Source organism: Myxococcus llanfairpwllgwyngyllgogerychwyrndrobwllllantysiliogogogochensis (genome assembly GCF_006636215.1).
Lineage (GTDB): Bacteria > Myxococcota > Myxococcia > Myxococcales > Myxococcaceae > Myxococcus > Myxococcus llanfairpwllgwyngyllgogerychwyrndrobwllllantysiliogogogochensis.
Genome location: NZ_VIFM01000098.1, coordinates 1 through 26,191, shown reverse-complemented (window position 1 = coordinate 26,191; position 26,191 = coordinate 1). Strand labels below are relative to the sequence as shown.

15 protein-coding genes are annotated in these 26,191 nt (G+C 68.2%); 11 read left to right on the top strand and 4 right to left on the bottom strand.

What is annotated here, in order from left to right; all coding sequences use genetic code 11:
• Positions 1-94 precede the first annotated feature (94 nt).
• Positions 95-1,372, top strand: a complete 1,278-nt coding sequence (clpX, locus tag FJV41_RS23565) for an ATP-dependent Clp protease ATP-binding subunit ClpX (RefSeq protein WP_141644784.1) — start codon at positions 95-97, stop codon at positions 1,370-1,372.
• A 72-nt stretch (positions 1,373-1,444) separates the two neighbouring features.
• Here the strand turns inward: clpX and FJV41_RS23560 are convergent, their stop codons facing one another.
• The gene (locus FJV41_RS23560; RefSeq protein WP_141644783.1) at positions 1,445-6,760 is read right to left on the bottom strand and encodes a trifunctional serine/threonine-protein kinase/ATP-binding protein/sensor histidine kinase; all 5,316 of its coding nucleotides are present in this window, start codon (positions 6,758-6,760) and stop codon (positions 1,445-1,447) included.
• A gap of 161 nt (positions 6,761-6,921) precedes the next feature.
• Between FJV41_RS23560 and crtI the strand changes: the two genes are divergently transcribed.
• From crtI to FJV41_RS23545, 3 genes are all read left to right on the top strand, one after another.
• Positions 6,922-8,436, top strand: coding sequence for a phytoene desaturase family protein (crtI, locus tag FJV41_RS23555; protein ID WP_141644799.1), 1,515 nt, complete (start codon positions 6,922-6,924; stop codon positions 8,434-8,436).
• A 238-nt stretch (positions 8,437-8,674) separates the two neighbouring features.
• Positions 8,675-9,484, top strand: coding sequence for a hypothetical protein (locus tag FJV41_RS23550; protein ID WP_141644782.1), 810 nt, complete (start codon positions 8,675-8,677; stop codon positions 9,482-9,484).
• 78 nt (positions 9,485-9,562) lie between these two features.
• The gene (locus FJV41_RS23545) at positions 9,563-10,609 is read left to right on the top strand and encodes a HEAT repeat domain-containing protein (RefSeq protein ID WP_141644781.1); all 1,047 of its coding nucleotides are present in this window, start codon (positions 9,563-9,565) and stop codon (positions 10,607-10,609) included.
• Between the two features lie 3 nt (positions 10,610-10,612).
• Here the strand turns inward: FJV41_RS23545 and FJV41_RS23540 are convergent, their stop codons facing one another.
• Positions 10,613-12,859 (bottom strand): carotenoid oxygenase family protein, encoded by a 2,247-nt coding sequence (locus FJV41_RS23540; protein WP_141644780.1) that lies wholly within the window; start codon positions 12,857-12,859, stop codon positions 10,613-10,615.
• A gap of 194 nt (positions 12,860-13,053) precedes the next feature.
• Between FJV41_RS23540 and FJV41_RS23535 the strand changes: the two genes are divergently transcribed.
• Positions 13,054-15,057 (top strand): protein kinase domain-containing protein, encoded by a 2,004-nt coding sequence (locus FJV41_RS23535; protein ID WP_181790869.1) that lies wholly within the window; start codon positions 13,054-13,056, stop codon positions 15,055-15,057.
• A 15-nt stretch (positions 15,058-15,072) separates the two neighbouring features.
• Here the strand turns inward: FJV41_RS23535 and FJV41_RS23530 are convergent, their stop codons facing one another.
• Positions 15,073-16,593, bottom strand: coding sequence for an Hsp70 family protein (locus FJV41_RS23530; protein ID WP_141644778.1), 1,521 nt, complete (start codon positions 16,591-16,593; stop codon positions 15,073-15,075).
• A 337-nt stretch (positions 16,594-16,930) separates the two neighbouring features.
• Between FJV41_RS23530 and FJV41_RS23525 the strand changes: the two genes are divergently transcribed.
• The 6 genes from FJV41_RS23525 to FJV41_RS23500 all read left to right on the top strand — a co-directional run bounded on the left by FJV41_RS23525 (position 16,931) and on the right by FJV41_RS23500 (position 25,351).
• The gene (locus FJV41_RS23525; RefSeq protein ID WP_141644777.1) at positions 16,931-19,177 is read left to right on the top strand and encodes a PrkA family serine protein kinase; all 2,247 of its coding nucleotides are present in this window, start codon (positions 16,931-16,933) and stop codon (positions 19,175-19,177) included.
• A gap of 124 nt (positions 19,178-19,301) precedes the next feature.
• The gene (locus FJV41_RS23520; RefSeq protein ID WP_141644776.1) at positions 19,302-20,174 is read left to right on the top strand and encodes a S1 family peptidase; all 873 of its coding nucleotides are present in this window, start codon (positions 19,302-19,304) and stop codon (positions 20,172-20,174) included.
• 63 nt (positions 20,175-20,237) lie between these two features.
• On the top strand, positions 20,238-20,690 hold the full coding sequence (locus FJV41_RS23515) for a deoxycytidylate deaminase (protein WP_141644775.1): 453 nt from the start codon (positions 20,238-20,240) through the stop codon (positions 20,688-20,690).
• A gap of 199 nt (positions 20,691-20,889) precedes the next feature.
• On the top strand, positions 20,890-21,570 hold the full coding sequence (locus FJV41_RS23510) for a sensor histidine kinase (RefSeq protein ID WP_181790867.1): 681 nt from the start codon (positions 20,890-20,892) through the stop codon (positions 21,568-21,570).
• Positions 21,571-21,648: 78 nt separating this feature from the next.
• Complete coding sequence (gene nla6, locus FJV41_RS23505) at positions 21,649-23,094, top strand: enhancer binding protein Nla6 (protein ID WP_141644773.1); 1,446 nt, start codon at positions 21,649-21,651, stop codon at positions 23,092-23,094.
• 289 nt (positions 23,095-23,383) lie between these two features.
• Positions 23,384-25,351 (top strand): ArsA family ATPase, encoded by a 1,968-nt coding sequence (locus FJV41_RS23500; RefSeq protein WP_141644772.1) that lies wholly within the window; start codon positions 23,384-23,386, stop codon positions 25,349-25,351.
• Between the two features lie 200 nt (positions 25,352-25,551).
• Here the strand turns inward: FJV41_RS23500 and FJV41_RS23495 are convergent.
• Positions 25,552-26,191, bottom strand: a 640-nt coding sequence (locus FJV41_RS23495) for a tetratricopeptide repeat protein (RefSeq protein WP_141644771.1), incomplete at its 5' end; no start/stop codon positions are given.

The following is a 26,191-nucleotide window of genomic DNA, read 5'->3' as shown; positions in this document are numbered from 1 at the left end:
GCTGTTCGAGACGTGGGCAGGCCGTTTGGGTTGGGGAGCGGTGGACGGCGAAGTGGCTCCGGGGGAACCGGGGTCGGCGAACTCGGAGGCGGCAGTGAAGAAGGAGCACCACGTCAACCTGTCCTGCTCGTTCTGCGGAAAATCGCAGCGCGAGGTCCGCAAACTGATTGCGGGACCTACGGTCTACATCTGCGATGAGTGCATCAAGCTCTGCAACGACATCATCGCGGATGAGAACGAGCGTGAAGAAGGCAAGCCTCAGGTCAGCCTGCCAACGCCTTCGGAAATCAAGGCGTTCCTCGATGAGTACGTCATCGGGCAGGACCAGGCCAAGAAGGTACTCGCCGTAGCGGTGTACAACCACTACAAGCGAATCTACCAGAAGAAGCCTTCGGCTCGACCGCGCCCTGGCGTGAAGAGTCCGTCGGGCGAGGAGGTGGAGCTCAGCAAGAGCAACATCCTGCTCATCGGCCCCACGGGCAGCGGCAAGACGCTGCTGGCGCAGTCGCTGGCGCGCTTCCTCAACGTCCCCTTCACCATCGCGGATGCCACCAGCCTCACCGAGGCCGGCTACGTGGGTGAGGACGTGGAGAACATCATCCAGAACCTGCTCCACAACGCCGACTACGACGTGGAGAAGGCGGCGCGCGGCATCGTCTACATCGACGAGATCGACAAGATCGCGCGCAAGGGCGACATGCCCAGCGCGACCCGCGACGTGGGCGGTGAAGGCGTGCAGCAGGCGCTCTTGAAGATCATCGAGGGCACGCGCGCCAATGTCACCCCGAGGGGTGGCAAGAAGTACAACCAGCAGGAGTACGTGCAGGTCGACACGACGAACATCCTGTTCATCTGCGGCGGCGCGTTCCACGGCATCGACGGCGTCATCAAGCGCCGCGTGGGCGAGAAGGGCCTGGGCTTCGGGGCGCGAATCTCGCACCGCGAGGACCGCAGCGTGGGCGAGCTGCTGGCGCTGACGGAGCCGGAAGATTTGATGAAGTTCGGGATGATTCCCGAGTTCATCGGTCGTCTGCCGATGATCGCCACGCTGAATGATTTGAAGGAAGAGGACCTGGTCACCATCCTCGCCCAGCCGAAGAACGCGCTGGTGAAGCAGTACCAGAAGCTCTTCGAGATGGAGAAGGTGAAGCTGACCTTCACGAAGGAGGCGCTGCGCGCCATCGCTCGCGAGGCGATGCGCCGTCACTCCGGAGCGCGTGGCCTGCGCGCCATCCTCGAGGACGCGATGCTGGAGATCATGTACGACGTGCCGTTCCGCGAGGGCGTCAAGGAGTGCAAGATCACCGAGACGGTCATCACCCGTCACGAGGCACCCCAGCTCGTCATGGAGAAGGAGAAGAAGACGGCCTAGCCGCCGCGCTGCTTCTCTGCTGTTCCGGCCCCTCCTTCCCGTGTGGAACGAGGGGCCTTCTCATGTCCGGCGTCAGGCGGTGGAGCCCTTGGGCGCGGGGAGGGTGATGATGAACTCCGCGTACTCGCCGAGGACGCTCTCCACCCGAATCTCGCCCTGATGCTCCTGGACGATGTCGTGGCAGAGCGACAGGCCCAGGCCCGTGCCGGAGCCGGCGGGCTTGGTGGTGAAGAACGGGTCGAACAGCTTCTCGCGAATCTCCAGCGGAATGCCCGGCCCGTTGTCGCGCACGCGCAGCTCCACGCGGTCTCCCTGGCGGCGGGTGGAGACCTGGACGCGAGGGACGAAGCCCCCGTCGGCCTTTCGCTGCTTCTGCACCGTGGCGTAGAAGGCGTTGTCGAGGATGTTGATGAACAGGCGACTGATGTCGCCGGCCACCACCTCCACGGTGCCGACGGTGGCGTCCAGCTCCGTGTCCGTCTCCACGGTGGCCGCACCCTGACGGGCTCGCAGTCCCTGCACGGCCAGGTTGACGCTGTCGCGAATCAACATGTTGAGGTCCGCGCGGCTGCGCGAGCCCTCCGAGCGCCGCGAGTGCCGCAGCATCGTCTTGATGATTCCCGACGCACGCTGGCCGTGGGACTGGATGCGCTTCGAGTTCTGCTTCAAGTCCTCCAGCGTCTCCAGCACATCCTCCGCCGTCGTGGCGTCGAACTTGTCCGTCATGCCCCGCAGCGTGGAGTCCAGCTCGGCGGCCAGCTTCGCGGACAGCTCCGAGAAGTTGTTCACGAAGTTGAGCGGGTTCTGCAGCTCGTGGGCGATGCCCGCGGTGAGTGAGCCCAGGGACGCCAGCTTCTCCTGTGCCACCAACTGGCGCTGCATCTCCTGGATGCGGCTGAGCGTGCCCGCCAGCTCCACGTTCTTGCTCTGGAGCTCCGCGGTGCGCTCATCCACGCGCCGCTCCAGCGTGTGGCTGTACTCCTCCAGGCTCGCGTACAGGCCCGCGTTCTCCAGGGAGATGGCGCCCTGGAAGGACAAGAGGCGCAGCACCTCCAGGCGCTCGGGGGTGAAGGCGCCTCGCGTCGCGTCGTTCTCCAGGTAGAGCACCCCCGTGAGCGAGCCCTGCTTCAGCAGCGGGCTGCACAGCACGGACTTCGGACGCGCGCTGCGGACGTACGGGTCCTCGGAGAAGGGCTCCTCCGCCGTCGCGTCATCCAGGAGCACCGTCTCCCCGGTGCGCACGACGTAATGGACGATGGAGGCCGGCAGCGCCGTGGATGACTCCACCGGCACGGCCTGCCCTTGCAGTACGCGGGCTCCATCCACGGAGCCCTCCGCTTCGATGAAGAGGCCCGCGGGCTTCTTGAGGATGAGGAAGCCGCGCCGCGCGCCCGCGTTCTCGATGAGCAGCGTCATCAATTTGCGCAGCAGCTTGTCCAACACGATTTCGCCGGACAGCGCGCGCGCCGTCTTGAGCACCGACTCCAGGTCCAGCGCGGCCAGCGGAGTGCCACCGGACTCCTCGGTCCGAGGGAACTCTGGAGCCGAAGAAGTCAGCAGGCGCGGATGCTCTCGTTCCATTCGCGAGACGAGGGCCCGTGCGCCCCAGCGCAGGTACGCGCTCCGTGCCTCTTCCAGATACGAACGGGCCACGCGCTCGCGACCCACGGACAGGTGGAAGTGCGCGGCCCGCTCGCAGGCCACGCCCTCGTCGAGCGACAAGCCGTGCTCCCGGGCCAGCCGGACGGCCCGGTCATAGCCATCCGCTGCTTCCTCGGCGCGCCCGTCCACGCGTGCGCGCTCCGCGTCGAGCAGCTCCGCGCGTGCGCCGTAGTTCATCGGGGCGATGCGGGCCCAGCCCCGCATCTGCTTGCGGAGGGTGTCGATGGCGCGCGAGGAGCGGATTCGCTCCAGCGGTCCCTTCGTGGGATGGAGCTGGAGGAGCGCCAGGCCCTGGAAGAACTTGTACCAGGGCAGGTACATCTGCCCCGCGATGAGCTCCACTCGCGCGTCCACCGCCGCCGCGCTCTCCAGCGCTCCGCTCGCATCACCCCACAACCAGCGCCGCATGGTGCGCATGACGTCGCAGGTGGCGATGCCGTTGGCATAACCGAGCTGGTGATACGGGGCGACGATGTCCTGCTCCCGGGCCTCCACGTCCCCGGTGAAGGCACCCGTGAGCACGTCGAGCGTGTGCCGCGTGTACTGGAGGAAGGGCACGTTCTGGTGCCGGTGCGAGGCGAGGGCATCGATGAAGCGGTCGACGCGCGGGCCATGCTCTCCCAGTCCATCCCGTGCGATGAGCGACACGGCGCAGCCCGCGCTCGAGTTGTACGCGAAGTACTCGATGTCGCCTGTCTCCTGGCCCTTGCTCGCCCCGGCGAAGAAGTCGTCGATGCACGGCGACAGCGGCTCCTTCCAGTGCCGGATGAAGAGGTTGAAGACGAAGTGGACCATCGACCGCAGGCTCTCCGCGCCGAAGCGGTCCAACGTCTTCAATGCCAGCCGGCCGTAGCGGTATCCTTCCTCGGGATTGCCCAGGTGGACGCTGAGCATCAGGCCATAGCCCACGTAGCCGAAGGCCGCCGTGCCCGTCGCTCCATGACGGATGGAAATCTGGAGGTTGCGCAACACGACGAGCGGGAAGAGCAGCGGCCGGGCCATGAACGCGGCCGTGGCCAGCTTCATCATCACCCGCAGCGTGGCGAGCAGCAGCGGGTCCGTCAGCTCCGGAAGCGACTCCAGGTCCTCGGGCTTGCGCAGCCCCAGGTACATCTTCGTCTTCGCCACGGCGGCCAGGACATGCGCCTGTTTGGGCTTCGCCGGCAGGTGCTGCCCCAACGTCCCGAGGACCTTCAGCCCCAGGTCCACCGCGCGCTCGTGCTCACCCCGGTGCGAGTGACACTGGAGTCGCACCAGATGCACCCGCACCTGTTCGAGCCGGTCCACCGCGTGGGCCAGCGCAGTGCTGGCCAGCCGCTCCATCTGCTCGAAGTCCGCAGCGAGGTACGCCGCCTCGGCCGCTTCGACGTGCAGGTCGAACGCGAGCACGCGGTTCCACTTCCAGCCCTCGTCTCCGAGGAGCTGTCGACCTGTCGTCAGGAGCCGCAGCGCCGCGGCCCACGCACCGCGTGACTTGGCGCCGCGCCCCGCGCGCAGGTCCAGCTCCGCCACGCGGTTGCGCTCTTCCGCGTCCTTCAAGACGGGCAGGGCGAGGTGGAAGTGGCTGACGATGTCGGCGAGCTGCTCGTCCATCAGCTCGGGAGGGGTATGCCGCAGCAGCAGCCGGCCGATGCGCGCATGCACCTCCGGATGCTCGCTGACGGGCGTCAGCTCCAGGGCTGCCTGCTGGACGCGGTCGTGCGCGAACTGGAAGCTGTCGCTGCTCTCGGTATCGGCGAGCCGTTCGCCCACCGGTGCCACCAGCCCCGCCTGGAGCACTTCGTCCAGGGCCTCTTCCGCCTGCTCCGGCGAGCGCTCCAGAACGACGGCGAGGTTGCGCAGCGTGAAGGTATGGCCGAGTGCCGCCGCCACGGGCAACAGGACCTGAGCACCCGGGCTCAGCTCTCGAATTCGCGCCGTGAGCAGCGCCACCACGCCGTCGCTGAAGTCCTGTCCGCGCAGCGCTCCACCATCCCACCGGAACCCGCCGCCCTCAGCGTCGAAGCGCACGAGCCCGCGCTCGTAGAAGGCGCGCAGGAGCTGCACCGCGAAGAATGGATTGCCCTCCGTCAACGAGAGCACCACCGCGTCCAGTTGCGTGTCCGGCTGACCCGCCGCCGCGGGGAAGACATCGGCCACGAGGCGGGTGAGCTGTGCGGGTGTCAGCGGCTCCAGGTCGATGCGCTGCACGGGCGTGCCCGCATCGCGCAGGGCCTGCGTGAGTCCCTCCACCGGATGCTCGGGCCCCAGCTCCTCGGAGCGACAGGCCGCGACGACGAGCAGGTGATTGAGTCCCCGGTCCGACAGGAGCAGGCGCAGCAACTGGAGGCTCGCGCTGTCCGCCCATTGAAGGTCGTCGAGCACGATGACGAGCGGATGCTCCTTCGTGGCGAGCACCCCCACCAGCTTGCGCAACACGAGCTGGAATCGGAGCTCCGACTCCGCGGGGCCCAGCTCGGGGACAGGAGGCTGCTCGCCCAGCACCAGCGCCAGGCGCGGCACCGCGTCCACCACCAGCCGCCCCATGCCACCCAACGCCTCCAGCAAGCGCGCGCGCCAATCCTCCAGTCGCTCCTCGCCAAGCAGGCTGCGGGCCACCTCGCGGAAGGCCTCGAAGACGCCGCTGTAGGGCGTGTCCCGAAGGAGCTGGTCGTACTTGCCCCGCACGAACAGGCCATGTCTCGCCGACACGGGACGCTTGAGCGTGCCCGTGAGCGCGGACTTGCCCATGCCGGCCGCGCCCGTGAGCAGCACGAAGCCGGAGCGACCTGACGCCGCGCGATCAAAGGCGGCCTTCAGCTCGGCCTGTTGTGTCTCGCGCCCATAGAGCTTCTCGGGCACGGCGAAGCGTTCGGGCACGTCCTTCGTGCCCAGCTCGAAGTCGGGCACCGCGCCGGTGGTCTCCTCCAGCGCGTCGAGGCAGCGCTGGAGGTCGGCGACCAGTCCGTACGCGCTCTGGTATCGGTCCTCGGGTGACTTGGCGAGCAGCTTGAGGATGAGGGCCGAGAGGGGGCGAGGCAGCTCCGGCACGAGCTCCTGTGGCGCCGGCGGGGGGAGCGCCACGTGCGCGTGGATGAGCCCCAGGGCATCGGTGTCCGCGAAGGGCCGACGGCCGGTGAACAGCTCGAACAGCATGACGCCCAGCGAGTAGAAGTCGCTGCGCGAGTCCACGCTGCGGTGGGTGCGGCCCGTGCCCTCGGGCGACAGGTATTCGAGCGTGCCCTCCAAGCGCTCCGGGGCGACAGGCGCCACTTCGGCCCGCGCGCGGCGCGTGGCCAGGGTGAGTCCCGTCAGCTTCACGGACGAGCCGTCCGCGCTCAGCAGCACGGAGGCGGGTTGCAGGTCCCGGTGCAGGATGCCGGCGGCGTGGAGCTGGCCCACGGCGCGAGCGAGGGCGACGGCGATCCTGCACCCGGCGCGGACCTCCATGCGGCCCGCGGCGAGTCGCTGGGCGAGGGTCGTCTCTCCAAAGCCCTCGAGCACGAGCACGGACATGCCGGGGCGGGATTCTTCGAGGGAAAGAGGGTGGAGGACGCCGTCGAGGCGGAGGGTGTGGGTGAGCTCGAATTCGTGACGAAGACGATTGGTGAGGGACGGGGGCCGAGTGGGCTCCGCGACCTTCAGGGTGACCCGGGCACCATCTTCCGCGCGCGTGGCGCGAAGGAGCTGGAAGGAGCCGGAGGAGGAGAGCGCTCTGTCGCTGCGGTAGCCAGGAACCTCAATCATTGCTCAACCCGTGCGCGCAGGGGCGCGGCACCCCCCTTGGATGGGGGAGGCTAGCTGTGCACCCCCAGGCTCGCAACAGCGCCCGGTCGCTTCACCAGGAGGGTTGCCTGCTCGCCGGAGTGGAGCGCGCGGCCCGGGTGTGCCATGGAACCTCCACGGTGATGAGACCTTCGGCCAGGGTGGAGCTCGACACGCGGCGGGACGGCAGGCGCGTTCTCGTCATCGGAAGTGGTTTTGGAGGGCTGGCGGCCGCGGTCCGACTGGCCGCGCGAGGCTGGCGAGTCACCGTCCTGGAGCGGAGGGATGGACCTGGTGGTCGGGCCCATGCCTTCCAGCAGGACGGGTTCACCTTCGATGCCGGCCCTACTGTCATCACCTGTCCGCACCTGCTCGAGGAGCTGTGGGCCCTGGCGGGACGGAAGCTGGCGGACCACGTGGAACTCAAGCCGGTGACGCCGCTGTACCGCATGCGTTTTCCGGACGGCGTCACGTTCGACTACCACACGGACAAGGAGGCGATGCTGGAGTCCGTGCGACGCATCTCGCCTGGAGACGAGGCGGGCTACCTGTCGCTCAGTGCCCGTGTCGAGCGGATGTACGAAGCGGGCATCGGCCCGCTGATGAGTGCGCCGGTACCGCACGTGCTCAGCCTCGCGCCGTTCACTCCGGCATTGGTGCGCGATGAAGCCTTCCGGAGCATGTATGGGCTGGTGTCGCGTCACGTGAAGGACGAGCGACTGCGGCAGGCGCTGAGCTTCCATCCGCTCCTCATCGGTGGCAGTCCCTTCTCGCCCGCGAGCGCGGTGTACACGTCCATCCAGTTCGTGGAGCGGCGCTGGGGTGCGTTCTTTCCGGTGGGAGGAACGGGGGCGTTGGTGCGGGGAATGGTGTCCCTGCTGGAGTCGCTGGGGGGCGAGGTTCGCTACGGCAGCGAGGTGTCGGAAATCACGGTGGAGGGGCGCAAGGCCACGGGGGTTCGGCTCGGGGATGGTTCGTGGCTTCCCGCCGAGGCCGTGGTGTCCAATGCGGACGCGGCGTGGACGTATCGCTATCTGCTTCCCAGGCACGTGCGCAGTCACTGGACGGACACGCGAATCCAGCAGGCGCGGTACTCGATGAGCGTGTTCCTCTGGTACTTCGGAACGCGGCGTCGGTATCCAGAGGTCGCGCACCACACGCTGCTGTTCGGACGCGACTTCAAGGGCATGTTCTCCGGACTGGCCGGGCCGGGGCTGCCTTCCGAGGACCCGCTGCTGTACCTCCATCGCCCCACGGCGACGGATGTGGGGTTGGCTCCTCCGGACCACGATGCGTTCTACGTGTTGGCGCCGGTGCCGCACCTGGGAGACGGCTCGAGCTGGAAGACGAGGGCGGAGATTTTCCGTCGCAAGCTGGCGGCCCGGCTGTCGCGCACGGTGTTGCCGGGACTGGAGCAGGAGTTGGTGACGTCGCGGGTCTTCACGCCGGAGGACTTCCGGGATGACCTGCGCTCGTTCCGGGGCGCGGCGTTCAGCTTCGCGCCCACGCTGATGCAGACCACGTTCCTCCGAGCCCAGGCCAAGAGCGAGGACGTGGACCGGCTCTACCTCGTGGGTGCGGGGACGCATCCGGGGGCGGGACTGCCCGCGGTGTTGTGCTCCGCGAAGATCGTCGACACGGTCATGGCGGAGGCCTGAGCCCGCATCGCCGCATGGAGGCGTGAGCCTCGTGCTGACGAGGCGGCGGAGCGGCTTCAGGTCTCGATGGCGGCGCGTGAGTCCGTATCGCCGCACGGAGGCGTGAGCTTCGTGCTGGGGCCGGGTCTGCTTCGGACCTCGATGGCGACGGGGCAGCCCACATCGTCACCCTGCGCTCACGCGGAGATTGAGGGCGGGGCGCGTGTGCCCGAGAATCAGGCCACGGAGGAGCGCGTGCATGGCGGCGGTCGACGAGTTGGCCCACTGTCACATCATACTGAAGGCGGCGCTCCAGGCCGCGAGCCCGGAGGACCGGCCCGCCGGGCCGTGGGCGCTTGGGGGGCCGCGCCCTGTCTGTCCGGCTGCGGGGCAGGTGGAACTGGGGCTGTGGTTCTCCTCGCTCGTCGCGCCGCACCTCGCTGACCGGTTCGAGGAGGCCGTCGCACGACGCGTGCTGGACCACGTGCGTGACTTCCTCGCGAAGCCGTCGCGCCTCACGCCGCAGGAGTCACTCTCGCTCGGGCATCAGAAGCAACTGACCAGCCACGCGGGCCGCGCCTACCACCGGCTCATCGCGGACTCCCGCTCCGAGCCCAAGGAGTCGGAAGCGCTCGCGGTGGCCCGGCGCACAGCGGGCGCGGCGGCGGCCCTGTGTCGGGGCAAGGACACGTATGTCCACCTCACCGCGGCGGTGGCTCGGGTGGTGAAGTACCTGCGCGAGGCGGAGACGCGCGGCGACTTGAGCGTGCACGACTTCCTCGTGGAATTGGACGCGCGCATCCTCCGGCTCGAGTGCCAGGCCGCGATCGCTCCATTGCTCGCGACGGACACTCCGCCGCCGGAACTCGACGCGGTGCTGTGGCGGTTCGATGGCGGCAAGGGTCAGGCGCGGCACTTCATCGCACGGCTTCGCGGTGGAACCCTGGGCCTGGTGACGAAGCTGGGCGCGCGCTGGGCCTGGGTCGAGGGACGCCGTGATGAAGTCCTGGCCTCCGTGCCGGACACGCTCTTCGAGGACGCCACCCGTACCGTCATGGCACGGGAGTGATGCGAGGAGTCACCACGCCGCGGGGCTCGCGCGGAACTCGGGGGTGATAGGTTTTCGAGAGGCTTTCCCCTGGGAGGTATGGATTTGGGCTCAACCCCGTCAGGCCGAGTGAGTGCATTCCTCCGGGGTTTCGGTACCTGGGTCGATGGAGCTCACTCCGCCAGGGTTCAAGAACTCATCGAGCGCCTGGCGCAGCGGCCGTACGATGACTTCGCGGTGCGGGATCTCGCGGAGCTTGGCCCGCACGCGCGCCACGCGGGGGGTGTCCTCGTCGAGCATCTGGCCAGCGAAGGCTGGGACATGAGGATCACCGCGGCCCTCGCGCTCGGCCTCATCCAATACGCGGAGGCCACCGATGCGCTCATCGCGCAGCTCGAGGATGGCCCGGACTGGCGCCGTGTCCATGCCTCGGCCCGCGCTCTCGGGTTGCTCTACGCGGAGCGAGCCATCGAGTCGCTCGAGCGCATCGCGGCGAGGCATTGGTATCCGCCCGTGAAGGAGGCGGCCAGCCAGGCCGTTCGGGTCATCCGGGGCGAGGAAGAGTATCCGGCGGGGAGGACCAACTCCGTGTTCTTCGCCCATGAGCATGCGGGCGCATCCCTGACGGCCACCTCCCGTCCGTTTCTCGACCTGGGCCCGGATGAACTCCCCGCGGTCTTCCTCGCGCAACGGACCTACTCCGCCGAGGTGTTCGACATGGGCGAATATCCTTCTCGGGTGAAGAAGCGAAACCAGCGGCCCCAATGCGGCCTGCGTGTCTCGGACGGATATCTGCTGGGTGCCAGTCGGGGAGAGTGGGGTGGCGAACTCGTTCACCAGCGGGACGACGCCACCGAAACGCACATCCTCTACACCCATGTGGTTGGCATCCATCGCCTGGGGCCGCACATCATCGTCGCGACAGGACTGGCCCACCTCGGAGGGAACACGGGTCGACTGTACCGGGTGTTTGCCCAGGGCGAGACCTTCGACGTGGAGCCCTGGCGACAGCTCCCCGGTGCTCCTCAGGGCTCTGGATGGCTCGCCGACGGACGCCTCTACATCTCCTGTTTCGGGGGAGCTGTCCTCGTCTCCCCCGAGGGAGACTTCGAGATGGCGGACTCCGGGATGCTCCCGGCGAAGTGACGCTCAGTCCTTCTTGCCGCCCCCGCCCGGAGGCGACCGCGGGCGCTGGCGCGGGAAGTTCGGGAACACGTCTTCCTCGAACACCTTGCGCAGCTTCGGGAAGTTGAGCGCCCACCTCACTCCCAGCCTCCACGGCGTGAAGAGCACGCGCGGGACACGGGGGAACAGTCCCGGGAGCCACTCCGCGTACGTCTTCTCCATCGCGTCCACGTTGTAGTCCTCGCGAACGTCCACGCAGTACTGCGGGCCCGCATTATCCGGCACGTGGCCGTCGAGGATCTCCCCCAGCCCTGGCGGAAGGAACGTGGTGTGCAACGTCATGCCCACGTCGAAGTACTTGCTGCCCAGCCGGCAGATGGGCCCCTTGCTCATGTTCTCCGAGTCGAAGATCCACACCTCGTCACCCGTGGAGTCGGCAGGCAGGTCCGGCGTCGGGTCGGAGACCACCAGCGCCACGACGTAGCCCTTCCAGTACGGCACCTTCGGCAGCTTGATGCTGGGCACGAACTGCGGCGCGAAGCCGAACCAGCCCGTGGGCAACACGTAGCCGTCGAAGCGACCCGACTTGACGTAGAACTTGAAGAAGCTCGCGGCCCGGCCTTCCTGGATGGGCAGGCCGCTCTTGTCTCCAACGATGGGCTTGTAGAGCTGGTAGACGTACTCGGGGACCATGTCCGCCGCGAACCCATCCGAGTTGAAGTAGATGGCCAGTTCGTCATCCGGGATGACCCAGTTCGGCTCCGCCCCGTCGCTGTTGTCGGACGTGGGCGAGCGCCACTTCTGCCGCAGATACAGCCGCAGGTTCGTCTCGAGTTCTCCGTTGACGAGGCCCGCGTTGGAGAAGACGGTGAGGCCCCAGGTGAAGTTGTCGTGCGAGTGCAGGCGCGACTCGATGCGCCGGTTGCGCATGTCGATGCGGTGCACCCCCAGCGAGCTGCGCGTCACCGGCACCGCCGTGGGCATGCCCTCCTGGTAGGCCTCCGCCCGGCGGCCATTGATGAGCAGGTCCCCTTCCTTGATGGTGTGGGACAGGTCCTCGGACGGCGAGTGTCCCGCGACCAGGGTGATGACGTCGTCCGGGTTCTCGTAGCGCGCCGCGAAGTGCAGGCCACCCCCGCCGGACTGGAAGCGATGCGCCGGAATCCTTGGCGGGTCGTCCCGCGACAGCGTGCCGGGAGAGGGCCGCAGGTCCGAGCGCTTCACCACCCAGAACACCGCCTGCGGGTACGCGCGCTCGGAGGTGAATCTGTCCACCAGTCGCTGCACGCGCGTCATCCCCGGCAGCGCCGCCTGCACCGCGATGGTCCAGAAGTTGATGGGGAAGTTGCTGTCGAGCAACACGACGTAGTCGCGCGTGACGGCGATTTGATGGAGCGACTGGGCGACCACCGGATTGCCCGTCGCCGCGTCCATCAGTGCCCAGTGGTGCAGCCGGTTCTCCCACGTGTCCCAGCTCGACAGGTGCGTCCAGCCTTCGCCGAGCGGCCACTTGGGGGCGTGGTTGGTGAAGAAGAGGCGAGGCTTCTGCTGGGACTCGGTCTCCCGGGGAGAGATGGGCTCCGCCACTTCGGGCGCGAACGCGGGGTGCGCGGTGCTCTGGAGCAGCGGGAAGGCCCAGGGCGTGGGGATGGCGGGCTTCCACTCGCGCAGATAGCCGAGCGGCGTGTACGCCTTGAGCGTCATCGGGTGGATGGCCCACGGGCGCCCCGCGTCCGTGGTCACCAGCAACATGTTCTCACCCTCCACGAGGAACGGCGCCGTGTTGGGGGCCTCCTGCGCGCCCAGCGCGATGCTCACGTCGGAGAGCGTCGTCTCACGGAACTCGTTGAGGTAACGGGTGATGGGGCCGCGAGAAGTCGCTCCATCGTTCACCGGTTCCCGCGCGTAGTACGACGGCGTCTCCATGATGGCGGAGCTGAAGGTCGCGTCGGCGCCGTCGAAGTCGAGCCGCAGCACCAGCCCATCCGAGGCCAGCGCGGGCGAGCCCGCATGGACGCTGGGGCCCGCGACGAAGACATGTCCATGCAGATCCGGCGGCAGCTTGCCGGCGAGCACCTTCAGCGGCTCTTTTGAGTACGGCGTCCGATCGGACGTCATCGCGTTGCGCGGCATGCCCGGGCGCAGGCCCGGATGCACGACGAGGCCGGGGTAGGTGGTCCCGTCCGGCATGTGCGGCGGCGCGGGAGCGGGCTCGTCGTCGCTGGCGGCGTGGGGAAGAGGAGGAAGAGGGGGCTTGATCGCTTCGTGCATGGACGCCTCCACGGGTAGGGAGGTGCAAGTCGTGTCAGGGGAACGGGGCCGGCACGCTATCACGCGCCGCATCTCCACCTCGCACGAGGTGGCCCGTCCGCTTGGGTAGGGAGGGACCGGGATGGGGTACCGGGTGTGGACCCCATGTGCCATCATCCCGCCGCTCGGGGCGAACAAACATGAACGAACACGACATGTCTCAGCCACGCGTCATCGGCGGGCGATACGTCCTGGAGCGGGTGCTCGGGGGCGGTGGAATGGGCACCGTGTGGGTGGCAAGGGATCCCAAGCTCCAGCGCCTGGTCGCCCTCAAGCTGATGGCGAGCCACTGCGCGCCCACCCCCCACGCGCTGCGCCAGTTCGAATGGGAAGCGCAGGCCATCGCCCGCTTCCAGAGTCCACACGTCATCCAGGTCCATGACTGCGACCTCTCCGGTGACGAGCCCTACATCGTCATGGAGCTGCTGGAAGGCGAGGACCTGGAGGCGCTGCTCAACCGGCGCGGAAGGCTGTCGCTCGCCATGGTGGAGCGGCTGCTCACGCAGGCCTCCCGCGCGCTCACCGCCGCGCACGCCGCGGGCGTCATCCACCGGGACCTCAAGCCCGCCAACCTCTTCCTCTCGCGCAGCACGGCGGGGGAGCTGGTGAAGGTGCTCGACTTCGGGCTCGCCCTGTTGACGCAGGGAGGCGACGCTCAGCCTCATCCGGACGAGGAGATGGCGGGCACGCCGCGCTACATGAGCCCCGAGCAGCTGCGCGGCCTGTCGCCCCGGTTGGACCACCGCTGTGACTTGTGGGCCCTGGCCGTGGTGGCCTACCGCGCGCTCACCGGCCAGCACCCGTTCCCCCTGGAGTCGCTGCGGCAGCTGCGGCTGGGCAACGTGCCTCCGGCCCCCGTGTCGCCGTCCACGCTGGTGCCCGGCCTGGGCACGGAGGTCGATGCCTTCTTCGCGCGCGCGCTCGACGTGGAGCCCTCGCGGCGCTACCAGTCCGCGCACGAGCTGTCCTCGGACTTCATCGCGCGGGTGGAGGCGGGGCGTCCGTCACGGCCGGCGAAGGTGCTGGTGGTGGACGACGAGCCGGACGTCGCGGTGCTGATGGAGCAGAGCTTCCGCAAGCAGATCCGCCGCTCCGTGTACCAGTTCCTCTTCGCGTCGGACGGCGAGGAGGCGCTGGAGGAGCTGCGCCAGAATCCCGACACCGAAGTGGTGCTCTGCGACATCAACATGCCGAGGATGGACGGGCTCACCTTCCTGTCCCGCGTGGGCGAGGTCAGCTCCCTGACTCGCGTGGTCATCGTCTCCGCGTACGGGGACATGAGCAACCTGCGCACGGCGATGAACCGGGGGGCCTTCGACTTCATCACCAAGCCCATCGACTTCCCGGACATGGAGGCGACGCTCATCAAGACGCTCAAGCATGTGCGCGAGCTGCGCCGCACGGTGCGATACACGGAGGAGAACGGCCTCTTGCGCATGTTCGTCCCCGGCGGCGTGCTGGAGCGGATTCCTCCGATGTTGCAGGGCACGGAGGACATGTCGGGCGAGTGGGTGGAGGGCACCGTCGTCTTCATCGACGTGGATGGCTTCACGCCCGTGCTCAGCCAGCAGGCGCCCCCGGAGTCGCTGCGCCGGCTCAACGCCAACTTCGAGGCCATTGTCCCGGAAATCCTCGCGCGCGGTGGCACGGTGGACAAGTTCGTCGGGGACGCGGTGATGGCCGTGTTCCGCGGACCTGGGCACGTGGACCAGGCGCTGGAGGCGTGTCTGTCCATCCGCCGTCAACTGGAGACCCTGGCCACTCGCGGCGGCGCGCATGCGCCCTACGCGCACGGCGTCTGCATGGGCCTGGACTCGGGAGACCTCGTCGCCGGGAGCATCGGCGCGAAGGCGTCCGGGCGGCTCGACTACACGGTGCTGGGCGAGGTGGTGAACACCGCCTCGAAGCTCGCGGGCCTGGCCCGGCGAGGGCAGGTGCTCCTCAGCGACAGGACGCGTGAGCGCGCCCGGGAGGCCTTCGTCTACGCGCCGCAGGGAGAGCAGGTGCTGCACGGCGCGACGACGTCGCTCACCGTCTTCGAACTCTTGCGCGGCGAGGGGCCCCGGGACGTGACGCCCGAGGACTCCACGCCGTTCGTCGTGTCGGAGAAGCGTGAGGAGACGCGCGAGCAGGGACTGGCGGCGCTGCCGTCCCGGTAGGGGACGGCGGAGCGCTCAGCTCTGCGTCACTCGCACGGTGGTGTTCATCTCCCGGCCGGTGGCCGGGTCCCTGGCGCGCATGGTGAGGATGCCTTCGATGTTCACATCGAAGGTGATTTCCACCTGCACGCCGCCGGCGCGGGCCTGCTGGATGCCGGAGAAGGTGAACTCGCCGAGCATGTCATTGCGCACCACCATCTCGTGGTCGCCCTGGAAGATGCGCATGGCCAGCTCGGTCTGGTTGTCCATGCTGGTGGTGGCCAGCAGCTGCTTGGCGTTGGGAATGGGCGCGTTGCGCGGGAAGACGACGTGGAAGGCGCCGCCGGCCTTCTCCAGGCCAATGGCCATGGGAATCACGTCGAGCAGCTGGATGCGCAGGTTGGTGTCGTCCTGGAGCGAGTGCGCGTAGAGCGCCGCGCCGATGGCGACGGCCTCGTCCGGGTGCACGCCCTTGCTGGGCGGCTTGCCGAAGAACTTGGTCAGCCGGTCCTGGACGACGGGCATGCGCGTCTGCCCACCCACCAGCATGACCTCGTCGATGTCCTTGGTGGACAGCCCCGAATCCACCAGCACCCGCGCCACCATCTGCAGCGTGCGGTCCACGAGGTGGTTGGTGAGCTGCTCCAGCATCTTCCGGGTGAACTTCATCTCGATATTCAGGGGCTGGCCCTGGGACGTCATCGTGATGAAGGGGATGTTGAACGGCACCTCGTCGCGCGCGGACAGGTCGATCTTGGTGCGCTCGGCCAGGTCCTTGATGCGCTGCATCGCCACCGGGTCCGTGGCCAGGTCGATGCCCGTCTTGGCCGCGAAGTCCTTCAGGACGTGGTGGATGATGGCGTTGTCGAAGTCGATGCCGCCCAGGAAGACGTCGCCGCCGGTGGCCTTCACCTCGAAGACGCGGTCCCGGATTTCGATGATGGAGACGTCGAAGGTGCCGCCGCCCAGGTCGTAGATGACGACCTTCTGCTTCAGGCCCTTGCCCACGCCGTACGCGAGCGCCGCCGCGGTGGGCTCGTTGATGATGCGCACGACGTCCAGGTCGATGAGCTTGCCGGCGTCCTTCACCGACTGGCGCTGCCTGTCATTGAAATACGCGGGGACCGTCACCACCGCCCGCTTGATGGGCATCTTCAGGTAGTTGGACGCGACCTCTCGAATCTTCCCGAGGATCTTCGCGCTGACTTCCTGGAGGGTGAACTCCTTCTTGCCCACATCCAGCGTGACTTCGTTCTTCTTGCCGGGGCGCAGGTTGTACGCCACGACCTTCTTCATCGTCTCCACGACGTCGCTGCCGAACGTGCGCCCCACCAATCGCTTGGCACCGTAGACGGTGTTGCGCGGGTTGAGCTGCCACTGGCGCTTGGCCTCGTAGCCGATGAGCTCGTTCCCCTTGTCGTCAATCGCGAAGATGGAGGGGATGGTGTACTCACCGCCCTTGTAGGGGATGAGCTTCACGTTCCCGCTCTCCTCGACGATCGCCGCGCACGAGTTCGTCGTGCCGAGGTCGATGCCGATGATGGGCTCCTTGTGCATCGTGTTTGGACTCCGGGTGGGCACCGAAGAGAAGGTCCGGACCGTATCTCACCCCCGGCCCCCACGCGAGTATGCTTACACCCAGCGCGCCCGCTCGCCTCCGGTCGGCTCCTGGCAAAACCCTGGAACCCCGCACGATGTCGGGCGAAAAGTCCAACCCGGCCACTCTCTTCCCTGGAGGGCAACCGGCTGCCCGAGCCCGTGGGCTGGACGACATGACGGCAAAGGGGCCTGGACTTCCAGCAGGCCGGGCGGAAAGGTCTTGGGGAGGCCAACGGAGGCTGCGGAGCGCCGGGCCCGTGACTAGAGAGAACTGACCCGTACGAGGAGAGCCACCGTGGACGCGAAGGGTTATCTGCAGGAAGTGGGCACGCAGGTGAACGCCGACTTCGTCAAGAACCGTTCGATCCTGTCCTTCGAGGAGTACCTGTCGCTCTTCATCAACGATCCGCGCGCCCAGGCGCGGAACGCGGCGCAGTACCTCCGGGACGTGATGGACCACTTCGGCACGGAGACGGTGCCGCATCCGACGGGGACGATTCGCCGCTTCAAGGTCTTCAACACGGAGGGCAGCGGGCGGGACGGCCGGGTGGCGGGGCAGGAGGAGGTGCAGAACGCCATCTACCGGGTGCTCGGCAACTTCGTGCGCGCCGGCCGCATCAACAAGCTCATCTTCCTGCACGGCCCCAACGGCAGCGCGAAGTCCACGCTGGTCAACGCGCTCAAGGCCGGCATGGAGACGTACTCCTGGCTGCCGCAGGGGGCGCTCTACCGCATCGCCTGGGTGTTCCCCTCGGAGAAGCTCATCAAGGGCTCCATTGGCTTCGGGGAGCGCACGGACGGCAACGGGGAGCTGACGACCTTCGCGCATCTGGACGCGGAGAACATCGACCTGCGCATGCCGTGCGAGCTGCGGGATCATCCGATGTTCGCCATGCCACCGGGCGAGCGGCGCAAGGTGCTGGAGACGGCCCTGAAGAAGAAGGGGCTGGGCACCGGGGACGGGGAGTCGGGGGACTACATCCTGTCCGACTACGTGCGGGACGGAGAGCTGTGCTCCAAGTGCCGCCGCATCTACACGGCGCTGCTCAACTCGTACAACGGCGACTGGCTGAAGGTGATGCGCCACGTCCAGGTGGAGCGCTTCTATGTGTCGCGCCGCTACCAGGTGGCCACGGTGACGGTGGAGCCGCAGATGAGCGTGGACGCCGTCGTCCAGCAGATCACCGCGGACCGCACCCAGCTCAACGTGCCCGCGCCGCTGCACAGCACCGTCCTGTTCGAACCACACGGGCCGCTCGTCCACGCCAACCGGGGCCTCATCGAGTACGCGGACCTGCTCAAGCGCCCGCTGGAGGCGTTCAAGTACCTGCTGGGGTTCAGCGAGACGAGCGAGGTGCCGCTGGAGCCGTTCGTGCTCCAGTTGGACGAGGTGCTCATCGCGTCGTCCAACGAGAAACACCTGGGTGCCTTCAAGGAGCTGCCGGACTTCGCGTCGTTCAAGGGGCGCATCGAGCTGGTGCGCGTGCCCTACCTGCGCCGCTACCGCACCGAGCAGCAGATCTACGACGCGCAGGTGTCCGCGACGACGGTGGGCAAACACGTGGCGCCCCACGCGACGGAGCTGGCAGCGATGTGGGCCGTGCTCACGCGCCTGAAGAAGCCCATTCCGGACCGCTATCCCAGCGATGTGAAGGAACTCATCGACCACGTCACGCCGGTGGAGAAGCTGCACCTGTACGAGGAGGGCGCGCCGCCGGACCGGCTCAGCCTGGCCAACACCAAGGAGCTGAGGAAGCTGCGCGAGGAGCTGTTCACCGAGTCGGACGCGTACCCCAACTACGAGGGGCGCGTGGGCGCGAGCGCGCGCGAAATCAAGACGGCGCTGTTCAACGCCGCGCAGAACCCCGACTACAAGTGCCTCAACGGCCTGGCGGTGCTCGAGGAGCTGGAGGCCATCTGCAAGGACAAGAGCGTCTACGAGTTCCTGCTCCAGGAAGTGGTGGACGGCTACCACGACCATGAGGAGTTCGTGCGCGTGGCGGAGGCGGAGTACCTGGACCGCGTGGACACCGAGGTGCGTGAGTCCATGGGCCTGGTCTCCGAGGGCCAGTATCGCGAGCTGGTGGAGCGCTACATCCAGGGCGTCAGCCACTGGGTGCGCGGCGAGAAGATGCGCAACCGCATCACCGGCGAGATGGAGAAGCCCGACGAGCAGCGCATGCAGGAGGTGGAAGCCATCGTCATGCCGCGCGGAGAAGAGGTCTCCGAGTTCCGCCGCGGGCTCATCTCCTCCATCGGCGCGCACCGGCTGGACAATCCAGACCTGGCGATGGACTACCCGCGCATCTTCCCGGACATGTTCAAGCGCCTGAGGGACCACTACTTCGAGGAGCGCAAGCGGGTGCTGCGCAAGAACAAGGAGAACGTCCTCAAGTACCTCTCCGAGGACCGAAACCAGCTGTCGACGCGCGAGCAGACGCAGGTGCAGGGCACGCTGAAGACGATGGCGGAGCGCTACGGCTACTGCGAGTACTGCGCGAAGGACGCCATCCTGTTCCTGATGAAGAAGCGCTACGCCTGAGGCCGGGCGGGCAGGCGACCGGCCCCTGCAGGGCGCCTGCTTTCCAATGAGGATGGGGCGTGGGGAAGATGGGCGTCGCAAGCGAGTTCGCAGTCTCAGCGCCGTCCTTCATCCCGGAGAGTCGATGACCCGCTTCCTCCTGGGCGCCCCCGTCGCCCTGCTCGCCCTCGCATCGTGTGCCGGTGCGCCCGCGTCCCCCGCCAGCGCTCCCGTGCCTCAGGCGCCGCCGGAGGTGGTGCGGGTATCCACACCGGAGCCGTCGAGGCCGACGCGCAAGGAGATGGTGCGCCGCATCCTCCCTCACAACGTGCGCCTGCAAATCACGGAGGCGGACAAGGTGAGGCGCACGGCCTCTGGCGTGGTGGTGGGCTCCGAGCGGAGCGCGGAGGGCGTGGTCGCGTGGGTCATCACCAATGCGCACGCGGTGGTGATGGACGACCTGAAAGCCCCCACGCTGAACGTGCTGGTGGACCGCCGCGCGGACGTGGAGTCGCACGTGGGCCAGGTGGTGGCGACCGGTCAGGTGCCAGACCTGGACCTGGCGCTCGTGAAGGTGCCGGGGCTGGCGTTGCCCGCGGTGGAGCTGGCGGACGAGGCGGAGCTGGAGCTGGGCGAGGACGTCGTCGTGGCGGCGTCGCCGTATGGCCGCGCGCTGTCGCTGTCCGGCGGCATGTTGTCCCAGGTGGAGTGGGACCGGGAGTCCCGGCGTCCGAGGATGGTGAAGACGGACGCGCCCATCGGCTACGGCGCGTCGGGCGGCGGCATCTTCAGCCTGGAGTCGGGCCGGCTGCTGGCCATCGTGGAGGGCTACCGCACGGCGCAGGTGGACTTCGCGGTGCGTGAGGAGAGCTACAGCTTCGACGTGCCCATGCCCGGCGAGACGTTCGCCGCGCCCAGCACCAAGGTGCGACAGTTCCTGCAGGCCAAGGGCTTCGGGCGCTTGTTGGAACGCAGCCTGCCTGGCGAGGGAGGCGTCGCTCACGCCGCCGGGCGCTGAGCCGCCTTTTTGTCGACAGCCGTCCGCTGCGCGCTACATCTGCCCGGGCCAGGAGGCGAGCGGATGTCGGGACGTGTTTCGTGGGATCAGTACTTCATGGACATCGCCAAGCAGGTGGCGACGCGGGCCACGTGTGATCGCAAGCACGTGGGGGCCGTCATCGTCCGTGGACGAACCATCCTGTCCACCGGCTACAACGGCTCCATCCGCGGCCTGCCGCACTGTGACGACGTGGGCCACATGATGGAGAACGGACACTGCGTGGCGACGGTGCACGCGGAGGCGAACGCCATCATCCAGTCCGCCACCAACGGCGTGGCCATTGATGGAGCGACCATCTACACGACCGCCAGCCCCTGCTGGCCGTGCTTCAAGCTGATCGCCAACGCGGGCCTCGTCCGCATCGTCTTCGGCGAGTTCTATCGGGACCCCCGCATCTTCGAGGTGGCCTCCCAGCTCAAGCTGGAGCTCGTCGGCCTGGGTGAGGCCGCGCGCCCTCCCGCGTCCTCGACCTGAAGCGCCTGCTGGAAGCCTTCGGGAAGCGTCATCCGGACAACACTCCGGAGCCTGTCCAAGCCATTGACTCCACTCGGGAATTTGCCGTTTCCGGCAAGAATTACCGACCCAGGGTTGACGTTGTGGAACAGGCTCCCTAACTCTTGCCGGCGGTGGGGTGGCGGCGGGAGAGGGAGACGAAAAACCCGAGGAGTTTCCGTTGGTTAGCTCGACGGCTGTGTCCAGTAGCGTGGTGCGTGCCCAGGAAGCGACGGATCCCGTGGTGGGCGCTGCCCGCTATGGCGCCGTGCAGACGCTGATGGACAGCCTGCTGCACGACGTCCGCAACCCGCTCAATGCGATGGCCATCCACCTGGAGGTGCTGTCGGAGAAGCTGAAGGCGGAGACCGGGCAGGTGCCGCCGTCGCAGGAGAAGAACCTCAAGGCGCTGCGTGAGCAGATCCAGCGCGTGGACGGAATCCTGCGGCAGTTCTCCGACTTCATCGTGACCCGGGGCGGCACGGCGGGCGAAGTGGACCTGTCGGACGCGACGACGCGGGCGCTGGGCGTGGTGGCTCACGAGGGACGCAAGCGTCGGGCCACGGTGCAGGTGGCGGTGGAGGCGGGCGTGCTGGTCCGCCTGGCGGACACCTCGGAGCTGGGCTTCTTCGTCATCCAGGCGTTGCTGCGGGGCTTCCGGCGGGCCGAGGGCGGGGGCTCGGTGCGCGTCACGGTGCGAGGAGAAGGCTCGGTGGCGGTGCTGGAGGTGGAGGACACCGGGGGCGACAGCGCTCCGGAGCACGCGGACGTGGTGGCGGCCCTGGGGCTGCGCTGTGCCCAGCTGGGAGTGGACCTCCATGTCCGAGGTGGTTCCTGCCGGCTCATCTTTCCTCGCGCTTGAGGGCTGTACCGGGCGCCAGGCTTCTCCTTCAGAGTCATCCCCCATTCGCGTCACGACGCAGTACCGGAGGTCTTCATCTTGGGTAGCGCACGAATCCTGGCCGTGGACGACGAACGCGACACGTGCGAGGCGCTGGCGGAAATGCTCAGCACCTGGGGGCACAAGGTCGAGACGGCTTTCGACGGGCACGATGCCCTGCGCAAGGCTGGAGAGTTTCGACCGGACGTCGTCCTGTCGGACCTGGCGATGCCGGAGACCGACGGACTGTGGCTGCTGCGCAACCTCAAGGAAGAGCTGCCGGACTGTCCGGTGGTGTTCCTCACGGGCCGCGGCACCATCGACGCGGCGGTGGAGGCCATCCGCGAGGGTGCGTATGACTTCATCGTCAAGCCGCTGGACACCGCGCGCCTCAAGGTCTGCATCGACCGCGCGCTGGAGAAGAAGGAGACGATGCGCGAGGTGCAGACGCTGCGCCGTCGCCTCAAGCAACTGGGCTCCTCGGACCTGATCGCCCAGTCCGCGGGCATGCGCAAGGTCATCGAGCTGGTGGAGAAGGTGGCCCCGTCCAAGGCCAGCGTGTCCATCAGCGGCGAGTCCGGCACGGGCAAGGAGGTGGTGGCCCGCGCCGTCCACAACCTGTCCCTGCGCCGCGACAAGCCCTTCATCGCCATCAACTGCGCGTCCATCCCCGCCACGCTGATCGAATCGGAGATCTTCGGCCACGAGCGCGGCGCCTTCACCGGCGCGGATCAGCGCCGTCCGGGCGTGTTCGAGCTGGCCCACGGCGGCACGCTGTTCCTGGACGAATTGGGAGAGATTCCCATCGACCTGCAGGCCAAGCTGCTCCGCGTGCTGGAAGAGAGCCGCCTGCGCCGGTTGGGTGGCAAGGTGGAGCTCGAGGTGGACGTGCGCGTGTTGTGCGCCACCAACCGCGACCTGAAGCAGGAGATCAAGAACGGGCGGTTCCGCGAGGACCTCTACTTCCGCCTCAACGTGTTCCAGATCCACCTGCCGCCCCTGCGCGAGCGCCGCGAGGACGTGCCCATCCTGGTCCAGCACTTCGTGGACAAGTTCCGCGGGGACTCGGCCAAGCGCGTGTCCGGGGTGCACCCGGAGGCCATGGAGGTGCTCAAGAACTACGAGTGGCCGGGCAACATCCGCGAGCTGCGCAACGCGGTGGAGCGCGCGGTGATCCTCTGCGACGGGGAGCTGATCACCCGGGAGCACCTGCCGCCGGACATGGCGGGCAAGGGCCCGGAACGACACACGTTCCGCCTGCCTTTTGGCCTGAGCCTGGACGCGGTGGAGCGCGAGTACATCCTGGGAAGCCTCCAGCGCAATGGCAACAACAAGGCGCGCACGGCGGAGGTGCTCGGGGTGAGCGAGAAGACGCTCTACAACAAGCTCAATCGCTATGCGGCGGAGGCGCGCACTCAGCAAGGCGGGCCCTCGCGTGACAACGGGCCGCTGGGCGGACAGGGAGGCGATGGCCCCCTGAGCGCCCACAACCTGGTCGCTCGCTGACCTGACGGGTAGGAAATCCCCTCCGGATTCCGCGCTGTTGGAGCGGCTCGGAGGGGCGGTCAAGAAGGCCTTGGCAGGAGGTGCCGAGAGGGGCCGACCCTCCGCGAAACCCCGCGTCAATTCTTGACTTTTGACCTCTGGACAAGGGATTCTGTGGTCGACTCCCACCCACAGGGATGGCCCGGCCGTACAGGTCGACGCACCGGGCAAACTCCGACGCCTTCTTCTCGGCAAATCAGGAGTGTGCATCAGAGTGCCGCCGGGGGGGCACAAGGAAGGCCACAACGCAATGAGCGACGCGCGAGTTCTTCACTTCTTCGGCGGCAAGGGCGGGGTCGGTAAGACCACGCTCGCGGCGGCGTACGCGTTGCGGTTGTCGGAGGAGGTCCCGAAGGAGCGGGTGCTGCTCGTTTCGCTGGATCCGGTGCGCTCCCTGTCGGATCTGCTGAAGAAGAAGCTGACCGCGAAGCCCTCGAAGCTGGTGGCGGGCAAGGGTGAGGGTGGCGTCTGGGGCCTGGAGCTGGAGCCGGCCGCGCTGCTCAAGCCGTTCCTGGCGGACTACCTGCCCGCGCTGAAGAAGGCCGCTGGCAAGGGCACCCACTTCTCCGAGGAGGAGCTGGGCTCGCTGTATCAGCAGGCCGTCCCCGGGCTGGAGGAGCTGGTCGGGCTCTTCCACGTGGTGTCGCTGCTGGAGGGTGAGGATTTCGACCGGGTGGTCGTGGACTGCTCGCCCACGAGCCACACGCTGCGCCTGTTCGACCTGCCGGTGGGGCTGCGCAAGTTCCTGGGCCTGGTGAAGGCGGGCGGTGACAAGCCGGCTCCGTCCACGGGCAAGGGCAAGAAGGCGGAGGCCGCCGCGGCGGAGCCGACCTACCTGGAAGCGCTGGGGCAGAAGGCGGAGAAGCTGCTGGGGCTCTTGAAGGACCCCGCGCGCACTGCCTTCCACCTGGTGGCGCTGGCCGAGCCGGTTCCCGAGGCGCAGACGCGCATGCTCTTCACCCAGTTGCGCGAGCGCGGGCTGCCGGTGACGGAGATCGTCGTCAACCAGGTGGAGGACCGCGAGGGGTGTCCCGCGTGTCAGGGCCGCCGGGGTCTGCAGGCGCCGCACGTGCGCAAGTTCCAGGCGCTGGACAAGGCCGTGCCGGTCCACCTGCTGGGTCGTCGTGAAGTGGCGCCGCGCGGGCTGGACGGCGTGGGCCTGTTCGCGAAGGCGTGGGCGGGTGGCAAGGAGACGAAGGCGCTGGAGTTCGCCGCCGCGGAGGGCCCTCCGGCCCTGGTGCGCGCGCCGTCCATGCCGCCCATCGCCGCGCCGCCGCTGCCGCCCACGCGGCTCATCTTCTTCGTGGGGCAGGGCGGAGTGGGCAAGAGCTCCTGCGCCGCCGCCGCCGCCGTGACGCTGACGGAGAAGGAGGGGCCGGTGCTCCTCATCTCCACGGATCCGGCGCACTCGCTGTCGGACGTGCTCCAGAGCCGGCTGACGGACACCGAGACGCAGGTGAAGGGCACCAAGGGCCTGTACGCGCGCGAGCTGGACATGGCGGGTTGGTTCAACGCCCTGCGCAAGCGGCTCAAGGAGAAGGCGGAGAAGGCCTTCGAGGGAGCGCCCAAGGCGGGCAACGACGTCCCCGCGGATCTGCTCTACCTGCGCAACCTGCTGGAGTCCGCGCCCCCGGGCATCGACGAGCTGGCTGCGATGAGCGTGCTCACCGACGCGCTGGTGCAGGAGCGCTTCAAGCGCATCGTCGTGGACTCGTCGCCGGTGGTGAACTCCGTGCGCGTGGTGGAGCTGGCGGAGACGGCGAAGACGTGGCTGGGCGCGCTGCACACCGTGCTCAACAAGCACCGGGCCAAGGGCCTGGGCGAGCTGGCGGATGACATCGCGGGGATGATCAAGCACGCGAAGCGCTTCGAGGAGGCGCTGGCGTCTCCCACCGAGGCGCGCTTCGTCGTCGTCACCCGCGGCGAGGAGCTGGCCGCGTCCCGCACCGAGCGCGTGGTGGAGTACCTGAAGGAGAGGAAGCTCCCGGTGGAGCGCATTCTCGTCAACCGCGTGGGCCCCAAGTCCACCTGCGAGAAGTGCGAGAACCGCCGCAAGCTGGAGCTGAACGCGGCGAAGGCCATCGAGAAGAAGCTGGGCCTGCCCGTCACCATGGCGCCGGCGCTCGGTCGGCACCCGGCCGGGCTGCGCGAGCTGAAGGCGTTCCGGACGGCGTGGTACGCGCTGTCTCCTCCGGCCGCGAAGATCAAGGCCGCCTGAAGCAGCGAGGTGGGGGCCCCGCCATTGTGCTGGTGGCCTCCCACCTGAAACGCCCGCCGAGGCCCGTTCCCGTCCGCCCCCGCTGAGCACCTTGGCGTCCTCTCACGTGAGGACCAAGCGCTCTTCTCGTGGGGCTTCTGTAGGCGTGCGAGCCCCGTCATCCCAAGTGGTGGCTGGTCAGCACTCGGACGCGTGACGTCTCAGGCGTCGCATTCCGAGGGCGCGTCGGTGAACGTTCCGAGTTCGGGGAACGTGAGCGCACCTGCCTCCGTCAGCGTGCCGGTGCGGGGTGCCTGTCCCTTGAGGCGCAGCTCCACCTGACGGCCAGTCACCGAGTACGTCCCGGACACCTCGCTTCGCTGGAGCTGGCCGTCCGCGTCCACGGAGCGGGTCCAGAGGAGGGCCCTGCCCCGGGTGAGGAAGCGCAAACCCCGCGTGCTGCCCTGGACGCCGACGCCCGGGCCGTACCAGGCGACGGTGCGCAGCAGGAAGGGCACATCCGCCTCGCGCTCCGGGATGCGGCCCAGCAGCCGCTGCCAGCCCAGCGTGTCGCGAATGCCGTCCAGGTCGGCGTCCTGGCGGGCGCGGGCCAGGCGCCGGGCGTCCAGCCTCACCGCCTGGGAGAGGTGCTCGACGATGACGTCCCGGTGGGCGCCGTACTCGCACACGCGGCCCTGCTTTCGCAGGACGCCCAGGGTGGCGGCGGCGTTGTAGCGGGGCAGGGCGTACGCCGGGTCTTCCTTGGCGGCGGCCTGGAACTTCTCCAGGGCCTCCGGGTAGCGGCCGGCCCGGTACAGGCGGAAACCCTCGGTGTTGAGGCCCTTCGCGGAGGGGGGCGCC